This window comes from Rhizobium sp. 62_C5_N11_2, assembly GCF_051811185.1.
GTDB classification, from domain to species: Bacteria; Pseudomonadota; Alphaproteobacteria; order Rhizobiales; family Rhizobiaceae; genus Rhizobium; species Rhizobium leguminosarum.
On the sequence record NZ_JBPWPW010000003.1, the window covers coordinates 65,174 to 88,545 of the forward strand.

The window sequence follows — 23,372 nt, forward strand, 5'->3', positions numbered from 1 at the left end:
TCCGGGACACTCGGAAACGCTCTATCTTTTTGTTTTTACGCAATTCCGAACGCAAAACCGCTGCCGCACTTTTTGCTGGAATTGCTCCAGGACCGCTAACGATTTCATGACGGATACGGATTAGATGAGCCGCCTCGACAGCTTCATTCGCCGGTTGACGGCTCAACGCGACATTCTGAACTCGATCATCGATCTGGTGGGGGAAATTGAGGGCCCGGTTCTGGAGTTCGGCCTTGGCAACGGCCGCACCTATGATCACCTGCGCGAGAACTTTCCCGGCCGGCGCATTGTCGCTTTCGACTGGGAAGTCCGTTCCTATTCGGCCTCGACACCAGAGGCGCAAGACATGGTCACTGGCAATATCCGCGAGTCCGGCCAGGCCTTCGTCGGCATCGGTGCAGCCCTTGCCCATGCCGATATCGGCACCGGCCATGACGAGGTCGACGCGGTGACACTGACGTGGTTGCCACAGCTGATGGCCGGCGTGCTTGCCCATAACGGCGTCGCCGTCAGCGGGCTGCCGCTGCAGCATCCCGAGCTGGTGGCGCTGCCGCTGCCAGACGGGATCAAGGAAGGCCGTTATTTCCTCTATCGGAGGACGTAAAGGAATCTGCCGCAATTCAAAGTGCTACAGCGTCCTTGCGCGTCTGAAAAGAAGCGGGGCGCTGTAGTGTTTCGGTTCACGCCACCAGACCCTTGGTCAGTTCCAGCGCCTGCCGTTCGAACAGCCGGCGATAGATACCGTTGTTAAGCCGGATCAGCGCCTGGTGGTCGCCTTCTTCAACGATATTTCCCTTGTCGAAGACCAGCAGCCGGTCCAGCGCTCGCACCGTGGACAGCCGGTGCGCGATGACAAGCGTCGTGCGGCCGCTCATCAGGCGTTCCATGGCCTGCTGGATCTGCACTTCGCTCTCACTGTCGAGGCTCGATGTCGCTTCGTCCAGGATCAGCACCGGCGCATCAGCCAGGAAGGCACGGGCAATGGCGACACGCTGCCGCTCGCCGCCCGACAGCTTGACGCCGCGTTCCCCCACCAGTGTCTCATAGCCCTTGGGAAGGTCCATGATGAAGTCGTGGGCGCTCGCCTGTTTCGCTGCGTGCTCGATCTCGCGGCGCGAGGCGTTCGGCCTGCTATAGGCGATGTTTTCCGCCAGCGTGCGGTGGAACAGAATGGGCTCCTGCTGCACGATGGCGATCTGGCCGCGCAGGCTGGATTGCCTAACACCTGCGATATCCTGCCCGTCAATGCGGATTGCGCCCGAGTTCACGTCATAGAGGCGCTGGATGAGCTTGACGAAGGTGGTCTTGCCGGAGCCCGAATGCCCCACCAGGCCCACGCGCTCACCCGGCTTGATGATGACCGAAAAATCCTCATAAAGCGGGGTGGGATGAGCGCCATATTGGAAGGTCACGCGATCGAAGACGATCTCGCCCTCGCCAATCTTGATAGGCTTGGCGTTCGGCTTGTCCTCGATGCCAAGCGGCATCTTGTCGAGCAGCACCAGTTCTTCCATGTCGTTGACGGCACGCTGCAGATTGCGGATGTCCTGGCCGACATTGCGCAGATAGCCTTGCAGAACGAAGAACATGGCCAGCACGAAGGTGATGTCGCCAGGCGTCGCCAGCCCCTGCTGCCACATCACCAGGCCCGTTCCCAAAATACCGGCCTGCATGGAAACCATCATGAAGCCCTGGATCGTGCCGCTCAATGTGCCGCGCTTCCATGTCCGCCGCGTGCGGCTGTCCCATCTGGCCAGCACCTGGCCCAGTCGCGTCTCTTCGCGGCTCTCGGCCCCGAAGGCCTTGACCACCGAATTGCAGCTGATGGCATCCGCCAGTGCGCCACCAAGCTTGGTGTCCCAGGCATTGGCAAGCCTTGCCGCCGGCGACACGAAGCCCATGGAAAGCGCCACGGTGACACCGATATAGATCAGCGAGCCCGCAGCCACGATCAGGCCCATGATGGGCCAGTAGCTGCCGAGCACGATGCTGGCGCCGACCAGCATGACGATGGACGGCAGCAGCGCTACCAGCAGCAGATCGTTAAGCGCGTCGAGCGCCCACATGCCGCGGGTGATCTTGCGCACCGTCGAACCGGCAAAGCTGTTGGCGTGCCAGTCGGTCGAGAACCGCTGCACCTTGTGGAAACCGTTATTGACCACATCCGCCATGGTGCGCAGCGTCAGCCGGATGATGCCGTTGAAGATGAACCAGCGCAGTGCCACGCTGGTCAGGCCCAGAGCCACGACGATGACGAAGGCGCGCAGCGCCCGGTCAGCCGCATTGCCGCCGGCAATGGCATCGACGATCTCGCCTGAGAAAACCGGCACCATGACTTCTGCCAGGGTGCTTGATATCACCAACACGATGATACCGCCCACCAAGACAGGCCGATGGCGCCAATGATGGAAAACAAAGCCGAGCACATGGCGATAGGCATCGGCGCGGAAATCGAGCTTCTTGCGAGTCATTTTAATCGCTCGGCGCCGTGTCGGCGACCGGTCCTCAAAATAGAGAGTTGGATGGCACAGCCCAAGCGGGAGACGAAATGATCCCGTCAGATCAATCGGGCTATGAATTAAGGGAAAACCGCATGTCGGGCGCGCTTAAGGCGGGCCGCGAATGGAAATGACCTAGCGTCGGGACATTCCGCACGGGAAGGTTTCGATGATTGCTGGCATGCAACGCCTCCCTTGTGTTCGAACTAAAGCGGTGAGCGTTTTGTACCGAAGCAATGCGCCATTGCCAAGCGGATTTTTGCAACCTTACGGAAAGTGATGCGGAAACGACACACCTTGTGCGCTTGCCACGAGACGGTTGGGCCGGCGTGCTCGCCCGTAGCGGCGGCGCCGTCGGTGGTCTGCCGCTGGAGCACCCCGAGCTTCTGCCTCTGCCTGCCGACGTGAAGGAGGGCCGTTATTTCCTCTACCGCAGGACGTAATCCCCGCTCAAGAAGCGCAGGAATAGGATGTGGCCGGGAGCGCGGTCAGTTTTGCCTCGAAGTCGGCTGCGATTTTGTCCAGCGTCACGCTGTCCAATCGTCGCAGCAGCAGGGCCTGGGCTTCCTTCATCGCGTCGCCAAGGGCGACATTCACCGCCTGTTCCACAAGGCATTGCGGCTGGTCGTCGGCCGGGCCAATGGCGAAGAGATGCGGTTCGCCGATGGCGTTGTAGACGTCGAGCAGGGTGATCTCGGACAGCGGACGTACCAGCGTCCAGCCGCCGCCATGGCCTTTTTCGGAGCGGACGTAGCCCTGTTCGCGAAGACCGGCCATGGTGCGGCGGACGACGACGGGATTGGTGTTCAGCATTTTCGCAATCATGTCGGAGGTCGAAGCGTGCTGGTGCTTATCCATGTGGATCAGCACGTGCAGCATGCGTGAAAGGCGGCTGTCGTTGCGCATGGTTCTCTTCCTGTCGATCGGGCGGGTCATTATCGCAAGCGGATCGTAACAAGACAAGTAACATGATGCTTGACGGCGCCAGATCATGTAACTTATGTTGAGTCGTGAGTTCCATATCAAGGGAGAGTTCCATGTCGTTCGAAGCCATCGTCATCGGCGGAAACTTCGCCGGCTTGTCGGCAGCGATGCAGCTGGCCCGGGCACGGCGGCGGGTTCTGCTGGTTGACGCCGGCGCGCCGCGCAATCGGTTTTCTGAAGCGTCGCACGGCTTCCTCGGCCAGGACGGCCAAACGCCGGCGGCGATCATGCAAGAGGGAAAGCAGCAGCTTTCGCTTTATCCGACCATCACCATCCGCCAGGGGAAAGTCGTTCGGGCACGGAGGGATGGTGACGCGTTCATTGTCGGCACCGAAGACGGCGGCGAAGAACGAGCCGCGCGCATCGTGCTCGCAACCGGCGTCAGCGACACGCTGCCCGAGATCCCCGGCCTCAAGGAGCGATGGGGCCGCTCCGCGCTGCACTGCCCCTATTGCCACGGTTACGAGGTGGGCGGCGGCAAGCTCGGCGTTCTCGCAAACCATCCGCATTCGGCCCATTCGGCCATGATGATTCCGGACTGGGGAGTAACGACCTTTTTCACCCAGGCGCTATTCGAGCCCGATGAAGAGCAATTGCTGAAGCTGAGCGCCCGGGGCGTTCGGATCGAACGCAGCCCTATCGTCGAATTGTTGGGCGACAATCCGAAGCTCGAGGCCGTTCGCCTCGCCGATGGCCGCGTCGTGCCGCTCGATGCCGTGTTCGTCGCGCCGAAAACGGCAATGGCGAGCCCGGTTGCCGAACAGCTCGGCTGCGCCTTCGACGGCGGCCCGTTCGGGCCGATCATCCGCACCGGTGACAACAAGGAAACCACCGTCAAGGGTGTCTTCGCCGCCGGCGATGCGGCAAGCGCCATGCACAATGCCACACTCGCCTCCGCCTCAGGCGTGCTCGTCGGCGTGCACTGCCATCAATCGCTTGTCATGCAGTTGGGAGCGTAAGGCGGAAACAGCCCGTTAAACGGGTGAAATTCTCCCCAACAGGTCAGGGACCTTCACGTCCACCTTGCGGTCATCGAGGTGAAAATCTCAACGCGTTAAGCATTGCTTTTAAAATAATGACCCGATGCAACCAACTTATTGCAATTTCTACGTTTGAATTGTAGCTGTTTTTCGTCTGAAATGACTGCGAGCAAGAGGATAGTGAGACCGGGGATCACCGCGCTTGCGTCAGCATAAATGGGGGCATTGAAATGGGGTTTACTGAAGCCGTTCGGACTGTTCTAACGCAGAAATATGCAACCTTTTCCGGCAGGGCCTCCCGCTCGGAGTTCTGGTGGTTTCAACTGTTCTATGTGCTTGTAGGGATCGCACTTCTAATCGTGGCCAGTTTGGCCGGTGCCTTTTCCGATATTCAGGATGGACCTTCGTCAGTGTTATTCGCTTTCGGGGCCGTCGGTGGATTGTTCGCGCTTGCAATGTTTTTGCCGCAGATATCTCTTCAGGTTCGCCGCTTCCATGATCGCAACATTTCCGCTTGGTGGTATCTCGCACTGTTCATCCTGAACATGATTCCCGCCGTCGGTTTCATTGCAGGCCTTGCGATGTTGGTGATTTGCGTGCTCAGGGGCACGGAGGGTCCGAACAAGTTCGGGCCCGATCCTCTGCGCCCCGAAGTGAGAGCAGAAGTCTTCGCCTAGAGCATGGTCATCCGCAACCTCGGCCTGCTGGCGGCTTTGTTGCTCGCCGCCTCGGCTCAGTTTTCACTTGCGCAGGCGCAGGGAAGTGACAGTCAGCAGATTGGGGGCGGTGATCATCAAAGGAGCGCCGTCGGAGCCGAATATGCGGCGCAGTGCCAGCAGAATGGATTGCGCTGCACGCTCGTCTATGGCGATGCCTCTCCAAAGGTCGAACCGGCGTCGAATACGACAACATCGTCACCACAACGCAAACCGTTGATGATCCCGCGGGAGCCGGTCGTCAGCGGGTCTCTGGCGGTTGCCGTCGTGCTTGTCGGTCTCATCCTGGTCATCGGCTTGTGGATCCGCTTCGGTAATGGCGGCGTCTTGCTTTCATCGGCCCCACGCGACATCAAGCGGCAGGGGGAGGCGCCGGAAAGCTGGCGCATATCGGCAGCCGAGGCCGAGGAAAAGCCGAGCGACTTCCTGCACCGCATTGCCGCCATGGCGGATCGACGGCAGGCGCTTGTCCTGCTGCTCAGACATTGCCTGCTTCACGCGGCTGACGTGACCGGAACACGGCTTTTCCGTTCGGATACGGAGCGGGCTGTTTTCGCCCGTCTACCGAGCAACATGCCCGACCGCGATCGGCTTGAAAATTTTCTGACCGCAGTGGAGCTCGTTCATTACGGCGGCCGCACGCTCGCGGAAAGCCATTTTAGCGTCCTTCTTACGACCGCGCGCGGCTTGCTATCATCAGGCAGAGTGGCCAATGCGTAACTCGGGCCCTCTTCTGTTTCTGGGGCTGTTGCTTGCGCTGGCGGCGCTGGCAGTCTTTGCGCTGTCGCGCGGCAGCGATTTCGACCGCTCAGCCCTCGGCAACAAGGGGTTGGAATCGTGGCTGCAAGCCAAGGGTATCCCTGTCGTCCGATCCGACCCTCATGTCGCCCGAGCGCGTTCGGAAATCTCGCTGCGCATCATTCCCTTGTCGATACGCCAAGGCGAGACTGTCGCACCTCAGGTAAACGAGGAAGCGGATGATGCAGGCCCGGAAAGTCCGATCCGGGAGTCAAACCGCTATGCCCTGCCAACGCTGATCATTTTGCCGAAGTGGCAGGGCAGCGTTTCAACGGATGGTATTGCCAGCAAATCGAGACTGGTCGATCTCGCCGATATCGGCAGCGAACTCGACAAGATCGGTTATTCAGATTTTGGCTTCGCCCGTAGCAGCACCGATTTTGAAGAGGCGCAGCCGCAGCTGTACCCGGGGCAGCCCATCAGTATCGCCCTCTATCAGGCGCAAACCTTCGAACGGTCGAGCCTCCCGGGTGGTTGGGAGGAGCTCGCGGGCACACCGTCGGGCGCACTGCTCCTGCGTGGCGAGGACGACCCCAACATCTATCTGCTGTCGGATCCCGACCTGTTGAACAATCATGGACTGGCTCTCGCCGATAACGCCTCCTTTGCCGTGTCGCTCGTGACGCTGTTGCGCGGAGCGGGCCAGAAGCGGCCGGCCTATCTGGATACATCAGGCTTGCCTCTGGATAGCAAGAAACCGGCGGATGAGGGCCGGACCTACGAGCGCTCTGCCTCCGATTTCAAGCGGTTTTTCGCCTATCCGCTGTCCGTCATCTGGGGAGTGTTGCTCGTCGTTGCAGCCATTTGTTTCTGGCGCGGCGCCTATCGCTTCGGGCCTGCCTTGAACGAGACATCCGGAAACATCGAGCTGTCGAAGTCTGCCGCGATCGACGCGACGGCGCGTCTGCTGCGCCTGTCGGGCAATGATGGCCGGATGACCGGACAGTTCGTGCTCCATCTGCTTGCGGACAAGGCGCAACTGGTCTTCGGCCCTGGAGCGGGAAACGAGGCGGGCATAGAGCGGCTGTTTCAGCGTCTGGCGCGCCGCGATCAGGCGGCGGCGAAAGCATTGCACTCGTCAGCACAGGCGCTGATCGATCGTGGACATCTGATGACGCGGGCTAATCTGCACCGCAATCTCGAGACATTCAGAAAATCGCTGGGGAGCATTGACCTTGGATCTAGGTGAATTTCGTAATCTTATCGCTGCGGTTCGTGGCGAGATCGGCAAAGCGGTGCAGGGGCAGGATGCGATCATCGATCTCGTCCTGATCTCGATCTTTGCCGGCGGGCATTGCCTGGTCGAAGGTCCGCCCGGCACGGCCAAAACCTTGCTTGCCCGGTCGGTCTCCGCCGCCATGGCGCTGCAATATCGTCGCATCCAATTCACGCCAGACCTGATGCCCGGCGATGTTCTGGGCGTCAATCTCTTCAACTTCCAGACAAATCAGTTCCACCTGACCAAGGGCCCGGTCTTTACCGACATTCTTCTCGCCGATGAGATCAATCGCGCGCCGCCGAAGACGCAATCCGCCCTGCTGCAGGCGATGAACGAGCGGATGGTCACGCTTGATGGAACGGATTATTCCCTGGGGCCGGATTTCTTCGTGCTTGCCACGCAGAACCCGATCGAGCAGCAGGGCACCTATCCCTTGCCCGAAGCACAGCTCGATCGCTTCCTGTTCAAGCTTGTCGTCGATTTTCCCAGCCGCGATACGGAAATTGCCATCCTCTCCAAACACGCGACGCAGGCGCTGAAATCAGACCTGCGCAATGCCGGCATCCGTCCGCTTGTCACGAGTGCCGCACTCGCTACAGGGCGGGCGCTGATCGATGCGATCCATCTGGACAACACGATCCTGACCTACATCGTCGACCTTGTGCGCGCCACGCGCTCCGATCCCGACATTCTCTACGGCGCATCCACCCGCGCAGCCGACGCCGTTGCATCGGCAGTGCGCGTGCGCGCGGCTTTTGAGGGAAGGGACTACGGCTTGCCGGACGATGTCCAGGCGTTGCTGGTGCCCGCCTTGCGCCATCGCATCGTGCTTTCGCCCTCGGCGGAAATTGACGGGCGCACGCCGGACGAGGTGCTGCGCAATATCATGAACCGCGTGGATGCGCCCCGTTAAATGCGGCCGTCCTCCACTCTGATCGCGCTCGTTCTGATATCCGCCGCGGTGACAGTCTTCACCAGCGTGTGGTGGCGCGACATGAGCTATCTCCTACTCCTCATGTGGCTTGCAATCGCAGCGCTCACGGTCGCCGATCTGGTCATCTCCAACTTGGCGGGCAGGATGACGATCGATTTCGATCTGCCGCCGCAAGGCTTTGTCGGCCACACCACCGCGTTCACGGTCGGCGTACGGCCGCAGAAGGGCGTGCTGCCCCGGAAAATCGAAATCCGGCTCGATCTCGCTCTCGAGCTTGTCGTCGACGAAATCAGATGGCTCAACCCTGCATCGGGTGCCGGGGAAGGGGAGGTCAAGGCCTCTCTGGACCTTCATCTGACCCGGCGGGGACGATACGCGGTCAACGAGCTGTGGCTGAAGTGGCCATCGCGATTGAAGCTGCTCGAGATCATCGCGCGCATGCCGGTGGGCAAAGAGATCGCAGTCCAGCCCGACATATCGCCGGTGCTGTCGGGAGCGATCAAGACCCAGATCCTGCCGCTGGAGGCCGGCCAGAAGGATTTGCGGTTGCGTGGCGAGGGATCGGAATTCCACCAGCTGCGGGAATTTGCTAGCGGCATGGATCCGCGCAGCATCGATTGGAAGCGGTCGGCGCGCATGCGCAGTCTCGTCGTGCGCGAGATGCGGGCCGAACGAAACCACCAGATCATCCTCTGCGTCGATTCCGGGCGGCTGATGGGCGAACAGCTTGCCGGCTTCACGAAGCTCGATCGCGCCATCAATGCGGCGCTCGCCATGTGCTGGGGTGCAGGCCTTGCCGGCGATCTCGTCGGCTTCTACAGCTTCGACAGCCGTCCGCGTCTGTTCGTGCCGGCCTTGCCCGGACGAGCGGCCTTTCCGCGGCTGCAGACGGTGTGCGCCGGGCTGCGCTACGAAACCCAGGAGACCAACCATACCTTGGGACTGACCCACCTGTCCGGACGCCTGAAGCGACGGTCGCTGGTTGTGATATTCTCCGATTTCGTCGACACCATCACGGCGGAGCTGATGATCGAGAACATACAGGTGCTCGCCCGGCATCACTTCGTCGTCTATGTCGCCTTGCGCGATCCGATGCTGGGAAAGCTCATCGAACCCGAGGAAACGACGCTCGATGCCGTCGCTCGCTCGGTTGCGGCACGCCAGATCCTTCACGAAAGGCGCGCCGTCATGGAAAAGCTGGCGCGTATCGGCGTGCTTTGCCTCGATAGCACGCCGGAGGCACTGACTTCGGATCTCATTGCGCGCTACATCGAAATCAAATCCCGTGAGATGATATGATGGATATCGGTATCGACGGCAGGATGGATAAGGGTGCGACAGTCGATGTCGGCGCTGTCCAGAACGATACGCTTCGTTCGGCCCGCTTCCGGTTGGAGCGCGAGGCACACTGGCGTCAACTGGACGAACTCGTGACGCGTGCCGAGAAAGGGGGCGCAGCCGCGCTCGGCTATGATGAGGTCCGCAATCTCGCCAGCGGCTACAGGCAGGCGATGAACTCGCTGAGCGTGGCGCGCGATATTTCTCTCGATCGCGCCCTGATTGCCTATCTGGAAAGCCTCTGCGCCCGGGCCTATCTCGTCGTCTACGCCCCGCAGGAAAGCCTGGGCGGCCTGATGAGGCGCCTGCTGTCGCACGGCATTCCCCAGGCCGTGCGTCGCTCGGCCCTACCTTTGTTCATCGGCTTCCTGGCGCTCATTCTGGGGGCGGCTGCCGGATACAGGCTCTGCGCCAACGATCCGAGCTGGTTCTATACCTTGGTGCCGCCGGAGATGGCCGACCAGCGTACGCCTGATGCCTCGACCGACTACCTCCGTTCGACCATCTATGGCGATGAAGGGCATGACAGCGACCGGCTGGCCGCATTTTCCGCCTTTCTCTTTTCCCACAACACGACCATCGTCATCCTGATCTTCACCCTTGGTGTGTTCGTGTCGGTGCCGAGCTTCATCCTGACCTTTTACAATGGTCTGATCCTCGGCGCGTTCTTCGCGATGTTTTATCGCAGAGGGCTGGGCTACGACGTCTTCGCCTGGCTCTCGATCCACGGCGTGACCGAGCTTGCGGCCATCGCCATTGCTTGCGCGGGTGGGGCAAGGCTCGGACTTGCCGTTCTCCTTCCCGGTGCCAGAACACGAAAGGAAGCCTTGCGCCACCAGGCGCATGATGCCGTCAAGCTCGCCATCCTCGCAGGGCTGATGCTTGTCGCGGCAGCCTTCATCGAAGGCTTCCTGCGCCAGCTGATACAGGATCCGACCTGGCGTCTCATCATCGGCTGGGGGATGGGCGTCTGCTGGGTGGGCTGGCTGCTGCTTGCAGGCCGCGAAAGCAAAGCGTCGCGTGAGGCGGTGCGATGAACCGGACAGACAAGGACGGCAAGCGCGTCGAGCAGTTCATCCCGCCGGAGGGCGTCCCGATCACCTTCGCCATTGCCTCGCTCGGAACCCGTTTCGGCGCGCAATTCCTCGACATCGTCTTCACCACAATCATCATATTCATCTGTGCCACCGCCATCATCTTCACAGGCGTGCTGCCTATGACGGCGGAGGCGATGCTCATGGTGCTGCTCGGTTTTTTGGTGCAGATCCCCTATTACATCCTCTCGGAACTCATCTGGAACGGACGCACGCTCGGAAAAAGAATAACGGGCATCCGCGTCATCAATGTGGACGGACGGCGGCTTACGCCGCACCAGGTGACCGCACGCAACCTGATGAAACAGGTGGAGATTTTCGCCCCCATGGGCCTTTTGGCTTCGGTCGACACGCAGTCGGCCTGGGAAAACGGTCTGACGAGCCTCTGGCTTCTGGCGGTCGTCGTCGTTCCCTTTACCAACCGGCGCCGGCAGAGGCTCGGCGACATCATTGCCGGCACCCTGGTGGTCGACACTCCGCGCTCGGTGCTGCTGTCCGACCTCGCGTTGTCCGCCCCCGCCGCCGCGTCGACGCAGGCGGAGTACGAATTCTTGGCCGAGCATCTCGATGTCTACGGCAAATATGAGCTGCAGACGCTGGAGGACGTGCTTCGCGACTCGACAAAGACGTCCAACCATAAAGAGATCGAACAGATCGTGCGCACCATTACCCGGAGGATCCGGTATGAAGACACCGTGAAGCCCGGCCGGGAGCTGCACTTCCTCAACGAGTTCTATTGCGCCCAGCGCGAGCATCTGGAGAGCTTGAAGCTTTTCGGCACGCTTCGCGAAAACAAATATCATGAGCATTCGCGAACAGAGGCGAAGAAACTTGTTTGATGCGACGTCGTTTCCGAAACAACGCGCCTTCTACGGCAAAAACAGCACGTTGTACTGATCGACATCGCCCGGCAGATCCCGCACCTTCATCTCCACCTCGCGGTCCTCGAAGAGGACGAGGCAATCCTCGTAGAAGCCTGATAGCATTGATATGAAGGCTTTCGTTCCCTCTGCTCCGTAGAAGAGCGGCGTGAACTCCATGTAGAGCGGCACGCGGCGGGCAAGCAGCGGCTGCATCGAGCGGCAGGCGACCGGCTCGTAGCCTTCGATATCCATCCAGACGAGGCCGATCGCGGCCGGGTCGATTGAAAGTCCGGCAAGGATCTCCGAGACCGGCTTCACCGGCACGCTGATCTTCCTGTCCGTCGGGCTTTGGCGGATGGCGCTGCTCTTGCCGTGATTGTTGAGGTTGAGGAAAAAGTCGATCTCGCCTTCGCTCTCGCCGGCGGCGCAGTTGACGAGGCGGACCTTCTCCTCCAGCCGGTTCTGGCGAATGTTGAGGGCAAGCAGCGGGAAATTGCGTGGATCGGGCTCGACGCTGACGATCTGAGCGTAAGTGTCGCTCAAGGCGAAATAGACCGTCTGGGTGCCGATATTGCCGCCGATCTCGAGCAGTGTCGCGACCTTTCTGAGCAGGCCGCGCTCGCGCAGGATGACGATCAGCCGGTCAACGGCCTCGCGCTCGAAATGGCCCTTCCGGAAGACCTTGCGGCCAATATAGTCCGAGGGCGAGAAGGTCATCAGATGGTCGCCGGCGTCGACAGTCATCGAGACGACGCGCGGGCCGATATTCTCGATCAGCAGGCGGCGGCCGAAGCGGGTGTCGAAGAAGCGCGAAGCGGCAGCATTGCGCGCCTTGCGCAGGCGGCGGCTCCAGTATTTGGCGGTCAGCCAGGGCTTGCCGGGCATCAGTCTTTTCCTTCGAGCGGTTCTGCCGCTTTCTCTCTCGGAATGACGTAGACCTTCAAGGGCAGGGCCCGGCCGCGCACACTGATTTCACGGCTTTCGATGCCGGCGAGGTCAGCACCCGAAAGGTTCGCTACCGGCTCGGAGATGACGATCGCCGCCTCGAACTCCTTGGCGGCGGTCTCGAGCCGGCTCGCAACATTGACGGTATCGCCAATCGCCGTCATGCTGCGGACCCGGCCGTATCCCATCGTGCCGACGACGGCCGGGCCGGTGTGAATGCCGATGGCGATGCGCAGCGGCAGTGCCAGTTCATCGGCCAGCTCGGCGGCGAGTTTATCGATCTCGGCGACGATCGCTGCTGCCGCGTTGAGCGCCTGGCGGCAGGCTTCCTCCGGCGCGGTATTGAGGCCGAAGAGCGCCATGGCGCCGTCGCCGATGAACTTGTCGAGCCGCCCGCCCGCCTGCTCCACCGCCTTGCCGATGATGGCGAAATAGCGGTTCAGCAGGAAGACGACGTCGAAGGGCAGGCGGGTTTCCGTCAGCGTGGTGAAATGGCGGATATCGACGAAGAGCACGGCGATCTCGCGTTCGCGGCCGGGGCTTGTCTCCTGGCTGTTGGCGGGAAGCGCAGCCTCGATCGCCGGCACGAGAAGCGGCGCGACGGCAACGTCGCGGTTCGGACGAAGCTGGCAGGCGAGCCGGACATCCGGGCCGGCATTGATGCGCTTCAGGGTCGTCTGTTCCATCTTGTCCGGGGCAGGCAGGCTTTCGTAATCGCCGAGGATCTGCACGCGGCAGGTGGAGCACTGGCCCTTGCCGCCGCAGACGGCATAATGCGGCAAGCCGCCGAGCCGGCTCGCTTCCAACACCGAGAAGCCGCGTGGCACACGGATCACCTCGCCGCCCGGATAATTCACGGCAACCTGGTCGAGCCGCTCCTTCAGCCTGCGCCGGGCGCGGGCGACGACGACGATGAGCAGCGAGGCCGAGAAGGCGCCGTAGAGCCCGGCACGGATCATGGCGACCTGACGGTGAACGTCCGGGTTCGAGGCGTAACGGGTGTTGACGCCCTCCTTGTAAGCGCTGACCGTCATTGACTGCTGGTAGGACGGGTCGGCGAGTGTCCGGCCCATTTCGACGAAACCGAGCAGCGCGAGCACCGGCACGAGGATGGCGAGCGCCAGCATGAGCGGTGCGAAGTCCGGGTACCAGGAGCGGTAGCGCAGCCAGAAATGGATGCCGATGCAGCCGTGGATCCAGACGGCGACGACGGCGAGCCCCTGCCGCGCGCCGTTTGCCGGATTCCGGATCCACAGCGAACCGACGACCGTCTCGTAATCATCGATGTAGCCGTAGAACTCGTGGGCGATGCGCGTGCCGATAACATGATCCATAAGCAGCAGCGGGATCATCAAGCCGAGCACGATCTGCGCCATTTCCCCCTTCGGCATGACCAGGCTGCGACGCATATAGATGGCGCGCAGTACCAGCGCGATATGGATGAGGACCGACGAATAGAAGACGGCGGTCCCCAGGGGATTGCGCCAGATCGCCAGGAAGAGATGGGCGGCTTTATCGGCGGCGGCGACGGAAATCAGGCCAATCGCGTGGTTCGACAAATGCAGCACGACGAAGATGAAAATGACGAGGCCGGAACCGAGCCTCGCCCTTCTGATCGTCCGTTCCGAAAAAATCCCTGTGGCCGAGACCGTCGTCATTCATTCCCGTTCTTGTCGATGTAACCGCACGCCCATAGAGATTGGGAAAGAGGCGGAATTGCTTCGATCGCGATCACATTCCATATGCTTATGCGCAAGTTTTCGGCAAAGGGACAATAGTGGAATTTTCCCGACAGGCGCGAAACTTGTAAACAGTGTGTCTTACCTGAGGTGTCCCAATGCGGGTGGCTTTCTACGCGCCGATGAAATCGCCGAACCATCCGGTGCCATCGGGCGACCGGCTGATGGCGCGGCTGCTGATCCGGGCGCTGGAGCTTGGCGGACATCAGGTCGACATTGCCTCCGAATTCCGCACCTATGCCTCGACACCGGAGGCGGCAGCCGCGCTCGAACCCGCCATCTCCGCCGAGCTGGAGCGGCTGCGGCTGACATGGAAATCTGGGCCGCGACCGGAACTCTGGTTCTGTTATCACCCCTATTACAAATCGCCCGATACCTTCGGGCCGGCGATATCAGCCGAATTCGCGATTCCCTATGTCACCGCCGAAGCCTCCTACGCGGCAAAACGCGACCGAACCGGCTGGGCAGCATCACAGAAACGCGTGGGCGAGGCGATCATGCAGGCGGCGGTCAATATCAGCTTCACCGAGCGCGACCAGGCCGGGCTCACAGCCGCCTTTCCGCAGGCGCGGCTTGCCGGGCTGAAACCCTTCATCGACACGGCGCTGTTCGAGAGGGCGTCGCCGGCGCCCGATCCGCACCGGCTGATGACGGTTGCGATGATGCGGGCCGGCGACAAGATGGACAGTTATGCGATGCTCGCGAGAGCATTGCGGCTGATCGAAGAACGCCCGTGGACGCTTGCCGTCATCGGCGATGGTCCGATGCGCCAGGAGGTACAGGCGCTGTTTGCCGATTTTCCCGGCCGCATCGAATGGCTGGGCGAGCGGAATCCCGTCGAGATCGCCGAACTGCTTGGGCATGGCGGCCTCTATGTCTGGCCCGGCTGCGGCGAGGCCTATGGTCTTGCCTATCTGGAAGCCCAGGCCGCCGGCCTGCCTGTCGTTGCGCAGGAAACGGCAGGGGTGCCAGCGGTGGTCGAGGCTGGGGTGACCGGCCTGCTGACGCCGGATGGCGATGTCGCCGCCTATGCCGAGGCTGTGACCGCCTTGCTTGACGACAGGCAAAGGCGCGACGCCATAGGGCAGACGGCGCGGCGCTTCGCGCTTGGGCAACGCTCGCTTGCGATGGCGGCGCAGGTTTTGAACGGAATTTTGCGGGACAATGCAGGAATAGGAGTGACGTGATGACCGACGGGATAGCCTGGGACCCTCTGTGCCGCGAGCTTGACCGCTGGCAGGCTGCCGGCCGCGTGGCGCGGTTCTGGCTGCGCGATGACGACGCCGTCGAGCCGACGCCGGCGCTGGAGACGCTGATGGTACTGGCGGGCGAAAACGATATTCCGCTGACGCTCGCGGTTATTCCCGGCCTGACCGGTGAGGCCTTGGCCGCGCGCCTGGTGGAGGAAACAGCCATCACTGTTGTGGCGCATGGTTGGTCTCATACGAACCATGCAGGGCCTGAGGCGAAGAAGCAGGAACTCGGCGGCGAGCGGCCGGCGGATGCCGTGCTCGGCGAGTTGCGTGAAGGGTTCCGGCTGCTGGAGCGACTGCATCCGGCTCGCTTCCTGCCGATGCTGGTGCCGCCGTGGAACCGGATCGATGCGGCCCTCATCCCGGCGTTGCCGGAGCTCGGATTTGCAGCCCTTTCGGTCTATGGGCGGGCAAGGCAGGGCGGTCCGGTGCCGCTGCTCAACACCCATGTCGACATCATCGACTGGCACGGCACGCGGGGCGGACGGGGCGAGGCGGAATTGGTGGCCGAACTGGTCGCCGAGCTTCGCGACCGGTTTGCCGGCGGCGAGGAGCCTGTTGGCGTGCTCACCCACCATCTGGTGCATGATGCGGCGGCGTGGGATTTCCTGTCGGCCTTGTTTGCGATCACTGCCCGGCATCCCGCCGTCCGCTGGTCGGCGGCGTCAGCACTTCTCGAGACTTAGAACACTCGCGGAAAGCAGCAATCACGCGTGAACTCGCCCGAGAAACTCTCGCATGAGCGCTACGACGTCATCGAGATGCGTCTCGAGCAGCCAGTGGCCGCCGGCCAGGATATGGAGTTCGGCATCCGGCAGATCGCGGAGATAGGCTCGCGCTGATTTTTCCGGCATGTAGTGGTCGTTCGGACCCCAGACAATCAAGGTCGGCGGCCGGTATTCGCTGAGGTATTTGCGGTGTTCCGGGAACCAGGCCCGGTTCTCCTCCAGTCCGGCGATCAGGTCTATGGCGATTTCCTTGCGCCGCGGCGTGATCAGCGACCAATGTAGTTTCCAGAGATCTGGCGGGATCGTATCGGCCAGATGGGGCGACAGATCGTTGAGGAATTCGTGCCTGAAGGCGGCCTCGCTGACCGCCTCCGCCAGCGCCTTTCTCATCTCCGATCTTGGAAGCGTCCACGTCGCCTCGATATCCGCATACTTCGGTCCGAGGGCATCTTCATAGGGGATATCGCCATTCTGGATGATCAGCGCCACGATGCGCTGGGGGATTCTGATCGCCAACCGCGCACCGATAGGCGAGCCGAAGTCGTGGAGGTAGAGGACAAACCGGTCGACATTCATCGCACCGATGAAGGCCTCCAGCCAGGCAGCGTATCCATCGAAGCTGTAGTCGAAATCATCAGGCGTGCCGCTGTAGCCCGCACCCGGGAAATCCGGCGCAATCAGGCGCCAACGATCGGCAAGGCGCGGCATGAGATTGCGAAACTCATAGGATGAGCAGGGATATCCGTGCGGCAGCAACAAGACCGGCGCATCTTCTCGGCCGGCCTCGCGGTAAAAAGTCTCGACGCCTGCAACCGTCATCCAGCGATGTCGACGAGAGTGGCCATCGGAAAGCTCCTCAGAATCGTTCGTCGTTCTCTTCACCTTCGGTCTTCGTCATACTGCTCGGCGCCTTCCACCGGTCGCAGCCACGGCTCGCGGCGTTTGACCCAGAGTTCGTAGCTCGGCACCAGAGGCGTCGGCGCCTCGGAGAGGATGCCAAGCTTGATTTCCGCCTCCTGGTCATCGGCGGAAAACAGCCGCGAACCGCACCCGGTGCAGAAATGCCGACCTTGGAACGCGGCGGTTTCCCCTGAATGTTCGAATTGGCCGGCGGGCCAGATCCCATAAAAGGTAAAGGCCGAACCGCTTTCTTGCCTGCAATCCGTGCAATGACAGATTCCAACGCGTAAGGGTTCGCCGCGGACAGAAATGCGCACCTGCCCGCAGAGACACTTTCCGGAAAGCACGGTCATGACGGATGCCTGTTTCGTTGATTTTGCGCTGCGGGGAAAACGGTCCGGCCCAGCATCTGTTCCGTCGTGACGTTCGCAGGCCTGCTCAGTTCGACGTAGTCGAAGAGCCTCGGACTGGACAGGATAACGGAGGCCGTTAGCGGAGCTGCTAGATCATCACGATCTGATTGTCGCGCGCGGCAAAGGATTCGGGGAAGGCTGCCTGCGCTTGCGTTTCCATCTCCGCCAGCTGTTCGTCGGTGCGGGAGGGGGCGTGGTGGAAGAGCGCGAAGCGCTTGGTGCCCGCCATTTTCGCAAGCTCGGTGCCATGCTGCCAGGTCGAATGGCCGAAGCCCTTGAAGCGCTGCATCTCGTCTTCATTGTAGGTGCAGTCGTAGACGACGAGATCGGCGTCCCGCATCATCTCCAGCGAAACCGGATCATAGCTGCCTGGAATATGCTCGATATCATAGACGAGAGCGACCGAGCGGCCCTGCCATTCGATGCGGTAGCCGATGGCGCCGCCCGGATGGTTCAGCATGAAGGTCTTGATCTCGATGCCCTTGTGAGGGGTCAGCACCTGACCGGCATGGAAATCGCGGAAGTTCATCGTCGCCTGGCAGATGTCGGTCTTGACGGGAAACCAGGGCGGGCTGATGAACTGCTCGACCATTTCGCGCGTGCTCATCTTGCCATCGAGATGGCCGGACCAGATGTTGACGTTGATCGAGGGGTAATAGATCGCCTTGAAGAAGGGCAGGCCGATGATGTGGTCGTAGTGGCAGTGGCTGAAGAACAGATCGACGTCGCTGACGCTGTCGGCGATCATCGATAGCCCAGCCTCGCGCAGGCCGGAGCCTGCGTCGAAGATCATCCGATGTTTTCCGCAGCGAATTTCGATGCAGGAAGTGTTACCGCCGTAGCGATCGAACTCGGGGCCCGACACGGGAATACTGCCGCGGACGCCCCAAAATTTTACCTGAAACAAATCTGTCGTCATCGTTCTTCAAACCGGCCTTCCCACGTCGCCATCGTAGTCATTGTTCATCCCGATGCGAAGCAGTAGAATTCCACGGGTTTGCCTGCGGCCCCTTTCATTCTCCTAACCGCTAGCGGAAGAAGAAGTAGATTTTCCTAAGCAATCGGCTTTCGCTTCGGAAAGCAACCCAGTATGGTTGGTTTTCGGTAAACGGGCTGCTGAGGGCGGGGACATTTTCCCGTACGTCATGCTTATTAGATGGTTGCGCGCGATTGAAAAAACAATTGCCGCCCTGTTGAGCCGAAAAATCCAGTTTTAGGAGCAGCGCGAAAAGCCGCGCCAAAGGGCTTGGCCCCACAGGCATTTGGCGCTGTATTGTGGTCAGGCCCTGCTCGACCCAGTCGCATCCGCGTTCTCCGGCCAAACCAGCATCATATGAGGAAATTCTAATTCCTATTCTGCGAATGCTTCCTTGATTGAGAATGCCAGAAAGAGATATATCCGACGATACAGAAAATATAAGAGACTCGCCATGTTGCAGCCGGTTATCAACGAGACCATTGCCGAGAGCAGCTACAGGCGCATTCGAGCCGACATCATTTTTGGTCGGCTGACCCCCGGACAAAAGTTGAAGCTGGAAAGCTTGAAGGAGTCCTACGAGACCAGCATCAGTACACTTCGAGAAGTGCTCAATCGGCTGTCGTCCGAGGGGCTTGTCGTTGCCGAGGGACAAAAAGGTTTCGAAGTGTCTCCAGTGTCCGTTTCGGACCTCAAGGAGACAGCGGCGCTGAGGCTTCTGCTGGAAACACATGCGCTGGAGCAGTCGTTCGTGCATGGCGACGTGGAGTGGGAAGCTCCCCTGGTATCAGCGCACTACAAATTGGCGCGGATGGAACAGGTGATGGCATCCGGCGACACCAGCAGGGCAGAGGACTGGAAGCGTTACGACTGGGAGTTTCACCAAGCTCTGATATCCGCCTGTGGATCGAAACTGCTGATGGAGACGCACTCGGTGATCTTCGACAGATATTTGCGATATCAGATGGTTGCCTTGTCCTATCGAGGCGATGTCGCGGCCAATGAACACCAACAGCTTTTGGATGCGGCATTGCGACGTGACGCGGAGACGGCCAAGCGGGTGCTTGTGCTGCATATCCAAGGCGGGGTCGAACATGCGCTGGCGAGAGGGACGCTGAGATAGAAATGATCCGGACGTTTCTCTTCGAGCTTTAGGTCCACCACGTAGATTGCATTTCGGCGAAACCAGGAAAAGCTCCATGCTCAAGCAAGTCCATGACCCGGCTGAAACAGTAAGCGATGTCGTCTTCCGGCAGATCCGCGAGGATATCATATCGGGGACATTGCCGCCGGGGGCCAAGATCAAGCTGGAGCAGGCAAAGGAGCGCTACTCCATCGGCATTTCATCGCTGCGCGAAATTCTAAGCCGCCTGACCACGGAAAATCTCGTTGTCGCCGAGGGCCAGCGTGGCTTCGAAGTCAGCCCTGCTTCGCGCCGAGAACTCCTCGAGCTAGCCGACCTCAGGATCGTTCTTGAAACACATGCGATCGGCCTTGCCTTCGCTGCGGGAAATCTCGAATGGGAGGGGCGCATCGTCGCCGCACATCACCGGCTGGCTGCCGCGGAACGCAAGCTCCTTGCCGGCGACGTCTCGCGGACCGTCGACTGGGTCCGATACGACTGGGAGTTCCATCAGGCGATCGTCTCTGCCTGCAATTCAGCGACGCTGATGGCGACATTGTCATCCGTCTTCGACCGCTTTCTCCGCTACCATATGCTGGCCGAGAGTTTTCGGGGCAAGCCTGTTGTCGATGACCACAGGCTTCTGTTTGAACTTTCCATTCAGCGCGACGTCGCCGGCGCGACCGACGTCGTCAGACGGCACGTTCAAAGCGGCGTGGAGCATGTGCTCAAGAGCGGCCGGATTACCTAACCAGGGGCTCAAAAGGCGTCTTTCGGAATTCCTTCCGGACGCATCTGTTTCTTCAGGGCGGCGATCCGGAAAATTGCGTTCGGCGCGCCGTAGCCGCGATAGCCGCGGCGCTCGACGATCTCGAAAAAGAAACCCTCTCCATATGTTCCGCTATAGAGCTGGAAATACTCGCCATGCTCGTCCCGGTCATAGAGGATGTTCTCCGACTTCAGCCGCTCGGTCAGGGTAGGATCGAGGCCGAAGCGTGCTTCGACGTCGTCGTAGTAGTTCGGCGAAATGTGCAGTGATCTGAAACCGCAGACACGAAGGCTTTCGGCGGTTGCAAAGATATCGTCGGTCAAAAACGCCAGGTGCTGTATGCCGGCCCCAAATTTCTCGGCAATGAAATGCCCCGCCAGGGTGCGGCGATTCTCGGCTCCGTTCATGGTAATGCGCAGCGCGCCGGACTCGTTCTCGACAACTTGGCTGCGGACCACCCCGGCTGGATCGATGATATCGACCATCGGGGTCTTCCGCGTCTCGAAAATGGACGTGTAGAACAGAAGCCAGGTGAGCATTTCATCGTAGCCGACTGTCTGGGCGACGTGATCAATGCGCAAAAGGCCTGCCGACGGCGCGTCGCTGTCATCGCTGACCGGCTGAAAGTCGATTTCCGAGAAGCGACCCAATGCGCTCTTGTCGTCGATGAGATAGACGATCCCGCCTCCCACGCCCCGAATGGCAGGCAGCTCAAGCTCACCGTCTACGACAGGCTGGGTGAATGGCTCGGCATCCAAGGCGAGCGCGCGCTCATAGGCCTTGACGGCATCGTCGACGACCAGGGCCATGGCATAGGCGAAGGTACCGTGAACGGCGTAGGCCGCATTGGCGAATCCTGCCTGATCGACATTGACGAGGATCCGTATCTCGCCCTGCTCGAAAAGAGAGACCTTCTTCGTGCGGTGGATTGCCGTCTTTTTGAACCCGAGGGTGCGCAGCAATGCAACCAGCTCGACTTCATCCTGTTCGTCGGTGGCAAACTCGACGAAGCCGACTCCCTTTACGGAGGGCCTTTCCGGCATCGCCGCTCCGGTCATGCTTCCGATGCCGAGATGGCGGCGTACCTGATCGCCGAGATAGATCAGGGAGCGGTGGCCGTCGGCCGCGATCGCACGCGAAAAACCGCCTCGAAACTGGTCGTTGAAGATCTCCAGGGAGAAATACCCATCATAACCTGTTGCCGCGACGGCTTCGGTGAACGCCGTAACGGGAAGGTCGCCTTCACCCGGCATATTTCGGAAGTGGCGGCTCCAATAGAGCAGGTCCATGTCGATCAACGGAGCATCGGCAAGCTGGACGATGAAAATTTTCTCTTTGGGAATTGAGCGGATGGAGTTGACGTCGATCTTGCGTGACAAGGTGTGGAAGCTGTCGAGGATAAGGCCGACATTCGGATGATCGGCGCGACGCACGATCTCCCAGGCGTCGCGGTGGTCGCTGATATGGCGACCCCAGGCAAGCGCCTCGTAGCCCACCCGCAGTCCACGCCTGGCGGCACGCTCGCCGAGTTCCCGAAAGTCCTCCGCTGCCCGGTCGATGCCGCCGATGGCTGCCGGCGAGACGTTTGAACAGACGAGCACCAGGTCCGTTCCGAGCTGCTGCATGACGTCGAACTTCCGTTCCGCGCGGTCAAATGTGCGGCTTCGCAGCGGCTCCGGCATGCCCTCGAAATCACGAAATGGCTGAAACAGGGTGATCTCCAGGCCATGGTCGCGGACGAGTTTCCCGACATCGGCCGGGCTTCCGTCGAAGGCGAGGAAGTCATTCTCGAAGATCTCGACACCGTCGAAGCCCGCCCGGGCGATCGCCTCGAGCTTCTCCGGGAGTTCGCCGCTGATCGTTACAGTCGCAATCGAGGTCCTCATGTCAAAGCCCTTCCGATATCCGTGCAAGATTGAACGAGCGCCGAACACGACGATGCGTTCCAGAAAACCGCTCGCTACTATTATGGCAAATGTCGTGAGGAATTCAAATAGCGTGTCTTATTATAAATTCTCATATGATTTTGAAAAACTCTGTTGATTTGAGTGCTCGTCTCTGGCAATCATTCCTCTCACAGTCAAAAGGTGAGGTGGCTGTCCGGTCGAATGACCGCCAAAGGAGGAGGAATTACATGTTCAAGTCTTTGCTAACGCGCCGAAATGCGATGCTCGGAGCCGCGGCCCTGGTGGCTGCCGTCACCTTGGCGCAACCGGCCGCCGCCGTCACGCCTGACGAAATCAAGGCTCGCGGCAAGATCATCGTCGGAATTCAGGGTGACAACCCGCCCTGGGGCTTTGTGACCAGCGGCGGCAAACAGGACGGCCTCGATGCCGACATCGCGACGCTGTTTGCCAAGGAACTGGGCGTTTCCGTCGAGTTCGTGCCGCTTGAAGTCAACAACCGCATTCCCGCACTGACGGCCGGCCGTGTCGACGTTCTGTTCGCGACGATGGCAATGCTGCCAGATCGTGCAAAGGCCGTGCAGTTCAGCAAGCCCTATGTTGCCAATGCCATCGTTTTGATTGGTCCAAAATCGGCCGAGATCAAGACGAATGCCGACATGGCCAAGTTCACGGTTGGCGTCGCCAAGGGCGCTGCTCAGGACACGCAGGTCACCAAGAACGCGCCGCCGAGCACGACCATCCGGCGCTATGATGGAGACGCCGCGAGCGTCCAGGCCCTGGTGTCCGGCCAAGTCGAGACGCTTGGTGGCAACATTTTCTATATGGACCGGGTGGAGAAGGCCCGTCCGGGCGAATTCGAAAACAAGCTTGAGTTCCAGAAGCTCTACAACGGTGCTTGCACGCGTCTCGGCGAAAAGGAAATCAATGCGGCGCTCAACACCTTCATCGACAAGATCAAGGCCAACGGCGAACTCAAGGCAGTCTACGACAAGTGGATGAAGGTTCCGGTCCCGGAATTCCCGGAAACGCTGGAAGGCATTCCGTTTGCGGCGAACTGAGTGAACGGCAAAGGTGGACGGGGCCCGGCCTTCCGGCTGATTACAGGGCCTGCCAACCACTCCTCCGTCATGCTCGGGCTCGTCCCGAGCATCTACGGCGGCAGATCCCCGGCACAAGGCCGAGGATGACGTCCAAC

Annotated in this window: 22 protein-coding genes and 1 pseudogene; 15 read left to right on the forward strand and 8 right to left on the reverse strand. The window is 60.7% G+C overall.

Going from position 1 to position 23,372, the window contains the following annotated elements; all coding sequences use genetic code 11:
- The first annotated feature begins 124 nt into the window (after window positions 1–124).
- Window positions 125–604, forward strand: a complete 480-nt coding sequence (locus AB8B31_RS29345) for a class I SAM-dependent methyltransferase (RefSeq protein ID WP_018246267.1) — start codon at window positions 125–127, stop codon at window positions 602–604.
- A gap of 76 nt (window positions 605–680) precedes the next feature.
- Here AB8B31_RS29345 and AB8B31_RS29350 read toward each other — a convergent pair whose 3' ends face one another.
- Window positions 681–2,471 carry an ABC transporter ATP-binding protein gene (locus AB8B31_RS29350; protein WP_018246268.1) on the reverse strand — a complete coding sequence of 597 codons (1,791 nt, stop codon included), beginning with the start codon at window positions 2,469–2,471 and terminating at the stop codon, window positions 681–683.
- A gap of 350 nt (window positions 2,472–2,821) precedes the next feature.
- Here AB8B31_RS29350 and AB8B31_RS29355 point away from each other — a divergent pair.
- Window positions 2,822–2,941, forward strand: a pseudogene (locus AB8B31_RS29355) (class I SAM-dependent methyltransferase); the annotation flags it as partial.
- A gap of 7 nt (window positions 2,942–2,948) precedes the next feature.
- Here the strand turns inward: AB8B31_RS29355 and AB8B31_RS29360 are convergent.
- The gene (locus AB8B31_RS29360; protein ID WP_018246270.1) at window positions 2,949–3,404 is read right to left on the reverse strand and encodes an Rrf2 family transcriptional regulator; all 456 of its coding nucleotides are present in this window, start codon (window positions 3,402–3,404) and stop codon (window positions 2,949–2,951) included.
- 131 nt (window positions 3,405–3,535) lie between these two features.
- Here AB8B31_RS29360 and AB8B31_RS29365 point away from each other — a divergent pair, with 131 nt between their 5' ends.
- The 8 genes from AB8B31_RS29365 (at window position 3,536) to AB8B31_RS29400 (ending at window position 11,400) form a co-directional block, all read left to right on the forward strand.
- Window positions 3,536–4,441 carry an NAD(P)/FAD-dependent oxidoreductase gene (locus AB8B31_RS29365; RefSeq protein WP_018246271.1) on the forward strand — a complete coding sequence of 302 codons (906 nt, stop codon included), beginning with the start codon at window positions 3,536–3,538 and terminating at the stop codon, window positions 4,439–4,441.
- A 251-nt stretch (window positions 4,442–4,692) separates the two neighbouring features.
- Entirely contained in the window at window positions 4,693–5,139 is a 447-nt protein-coding gene (locus AB8B31_RS29370) for a DUF805 domain-containing protein (RefSeq protein WP_018246272.1), read from the forward strand.
- Between the two features lie 3 nt (window positions 5,140–5,142).
- On the forward strand, window positions 5,143–5,898 hold the full coding sequence (locus AB8B31_RS29375) for a hypothetical protein (RefSeq protein ID WP_018246273.1): 756 nt from the start codon (window positions 5,143–5,145) through the stop codon (window positions 5,896–5,898).
- A complete protein-coding gene (locus tag AB8B31_RS29380; protein WP_018246274.1) occupies window positions 5,891–7,165 on the forward strand; it encodes a hypothetical protein in 1,275 nt (424 codons plus the stop codon). Before AB8B31_RS29375 ends, AB8B31_RS29380 begins: the two co-directional genes overlap by 8 nt.
- The gene (locus AB8B31_RS29385) at window positions 7,152–8,108 is read left to right on the forward strand and encodes an AAA family ATPase (RefSeq protein WP_018246275.1); all 957 of its coding nucleotides are present in this window, start codon (window positions 7,152–7,154) and stop codon (window positions 8,106–8,108) included. Before AB8B31_RS29380 ends, AB8B31_RS29385 begins: the two co-directional genes overlap by 14 nt.
- Window positions 8,109–9,428: a DUF58 domain-containing protein gene (locus AB8B31_RS29390; RefSeq protein ID WP_018246276.1), complete on the forward strand. Its 1,320-nt coding sequence runs from the start codon at window positions 8,109–8,111 to the stop codon at window positions 9,426–9,428.
- Window positions 9,428–10,504: a stage II sporulation protein M gene (locus AB8B31_RS29395; protein ID WP_018246277.1), complete on the forward strand. Its 1,077-nt coding sequence runs from the start codon at window positions 9,428–9,430 to the stop codon at window positions 10,502–10,504. Before AB8B31_RS29390 ends, AB8B31_RS29395 begins: the two co-directional genes overlap by 1 nt.
- Window positions 10,501–11,400 carry an RDD family protein gene (locus AB8B31_RS29400; protein WP_018246278.1) on the forward strand — a complete coding sequence of 300 codons (900 nt, stop codon included), beginning with the start codon at window positions 10,501–10,503 and terminating at the stop codon, window positions 11,398–11,400. Before AB8B31_RS29395 ends, AB8B31_RS29400 begins: the two co-directional genes overlap by 4 nt.
- 30 nt (window positions 11,401–11,430) lie before the next feature.
- Here the strand turns inward: AB8B31_RS29400 and AB8B31_RS29405 are convergent, their stop codons facing one another.
- Together AB8B31_RS29405 and AB8B31_RS29410 are read right to left on the reverse strand one after the other, a co-directional pair.
- Window positions 11,431–12,309: an FkbM family methyltransferase gene (locus AB8B31_RS29405; RefSeq protein ID WP_018246279.1), complete on the reverse strand. Its 879-nt coding sequence runs from the start codon at window positions 12,307–12,309 to the stop codon at window positions 11,431–11,433.
- A complete protein-coding gene (locus tag AB8B31_RS29410; protein WP_018246280.1) occupies window positions 12,309–14,027 on the reverse strand; it encodes an adenylate/guanylate cyclase domain-containing protein in 1,719 nt (572 codons plus the stop codon). Before AB8B31_RS29410 ends, AB8B31_RS29405 begins: the two co-directional genes overlap by 1 nt.
- Before the next feature lie 179 nt (window positions 14,028–14,206).
- Here AB8B31_RS29410 and AB8B31_RS29415 point away from each other — a divergent pair, with 179 nt between their 5' ends.
- Together AB8B31_RS29415 and AB8B31_RS29420 are read left to right on the forward strand one after the other, a co-directional pair.
- Complete coding sequence (locus AB8B31_RS29415; protein ID WP_018246281.1) at window positions 14,207–15,295, forward strand: glycosyltransferase family 4 protein; 1,089 nt, start codon at window positions 14,207–14,209, stop codon at window positions 15,293–15,295.
- Window positions 15,295–16,047: a polysaccharide deacetylase family protein gene (locus AB8B31_RS29420; RefSeq protein ID WP_018246282.1), complete on the forward strand. Its 753-nt coding sequence runs from the start codon at window positions 15,295–15,297 to the stop codon at window positions 16,045–16,047. Before AB8B31_RS29415 ends, AB8B31_RS29420 begins: the two co-directional genes overlap by 1 nt.
- A 21-nt stretch (window positions 16,048–16,068) precedes the next feature.
- Here AB8B31_RS29420 and AB8B31_RS29425 read toward each other — a convergent pair whose 3' ends face one another.
- From AB8B31_RS29425 to AB8B31_RS29435, 3 genes are all read right to left on the reverse strand, one after another.
- Complete coding sequence (locus tag AB8B31_RS29425) at window positions 16,069–16,908, reverse strand: alpha/beta fold hydrolase (RefSeq protein WP_026188743.1); 840 nt, start codon at window positions 16,906–16,908, stop codon at window positions 16,069–16,071.
- Window positions 16,909–16,967: 59 nt separating this feature from the next.
- Window positions 16,968–17,342 (reverse strand): GFA family protein, encoded by a 375-nt coding sequence (locus AB8B31_RS29430; protein ID WP_018246284.1) that lies wholly within the window; start codon window positions 17,340–17,342, stop codon window positions 16,968–16,970.
- Window positions 17,343–17,490: 148 nt separating this feature from the next.
- On the reverse strand, window positions 17,491–18,321 hold the full coding sequence (locus AB8B31_RS29435) for an MBL fold metallo-hydrolase (RefSeq protein WP_018246285.1): 831 nt from the start codon (window positions 18,319–18,321) through the stop codon (window positions 17,491–17,493).
- 511 nt (window positions 18,322–18,832) lie between these two features.
- Here AB8B31_RS29435 and AB8B31_RS29440 point away from each other — a divergent pair.
- Both AB8B31_RS29440 and AB8B31_RS29445 read left to right on the forward strand, forming a co-directional pair.
- Window positions 18,833–19,501 carry a GntR family transcriptional regulator gene (locus tag AB8B31_RS29440; RefSeq protein ID WP_018246287.1) on the forward strand — a complete coding sequence of 223 codons (669 nt, stop codon included), beginning with the start codon at window positions 18,833–18,835 and terminating at the stop codon, window positions 19,499–19,501.
- A gap of 76 nt (window positions 19,502–19,577) precedes the next feature.
- Window positions 19,578–20,252, forward strand: coding sequence for a GntR family transcriptional regulator (locus AB8B31_RS29445; RefSeq protein WP_018246288.1), 675 nt, complete (start codon window positions 19,578–19,580; stop codon window positions 20,250–20,252).
- Between the two features lie 8 nt (window positions 20,253–20,260).
- Here AB8B31_RS29445 and AB8B31_RS29450 read toward each other — a convergent pair whose 3' ends face one another.
- A complete protein-coding gene (locus AB8B31_RS29450) occupies window positions 20,261–22,156 on the reverse strand; it encodes a bifunctional sugar phosphate isomerase/epimerase/4-hydroxyphenylpyruvate dioxygenase family protein (RefSeq protein WP_018246289.1) in 1,896 nt (631 codons plus the stop codon).
- Between the two features lie 248 nt (window positions 22,157–22,404).
- Between AB8B31_RS29450 and AB8B31_RS29455 the strand changes: the two genes are divergently transcribed.
- A complete protein-coding gene (locus tag AB8B31_RS29455; protein ID WP_018246290.1) occupies window positions 22,405–23,235 on the forward strand; it encodes a transporter substrate-binding domain-containing protein in 831 nt (276 codons plus the stop codon).
- Window positions 23,236–23,372: the final 137 nt, after the last annotated feature.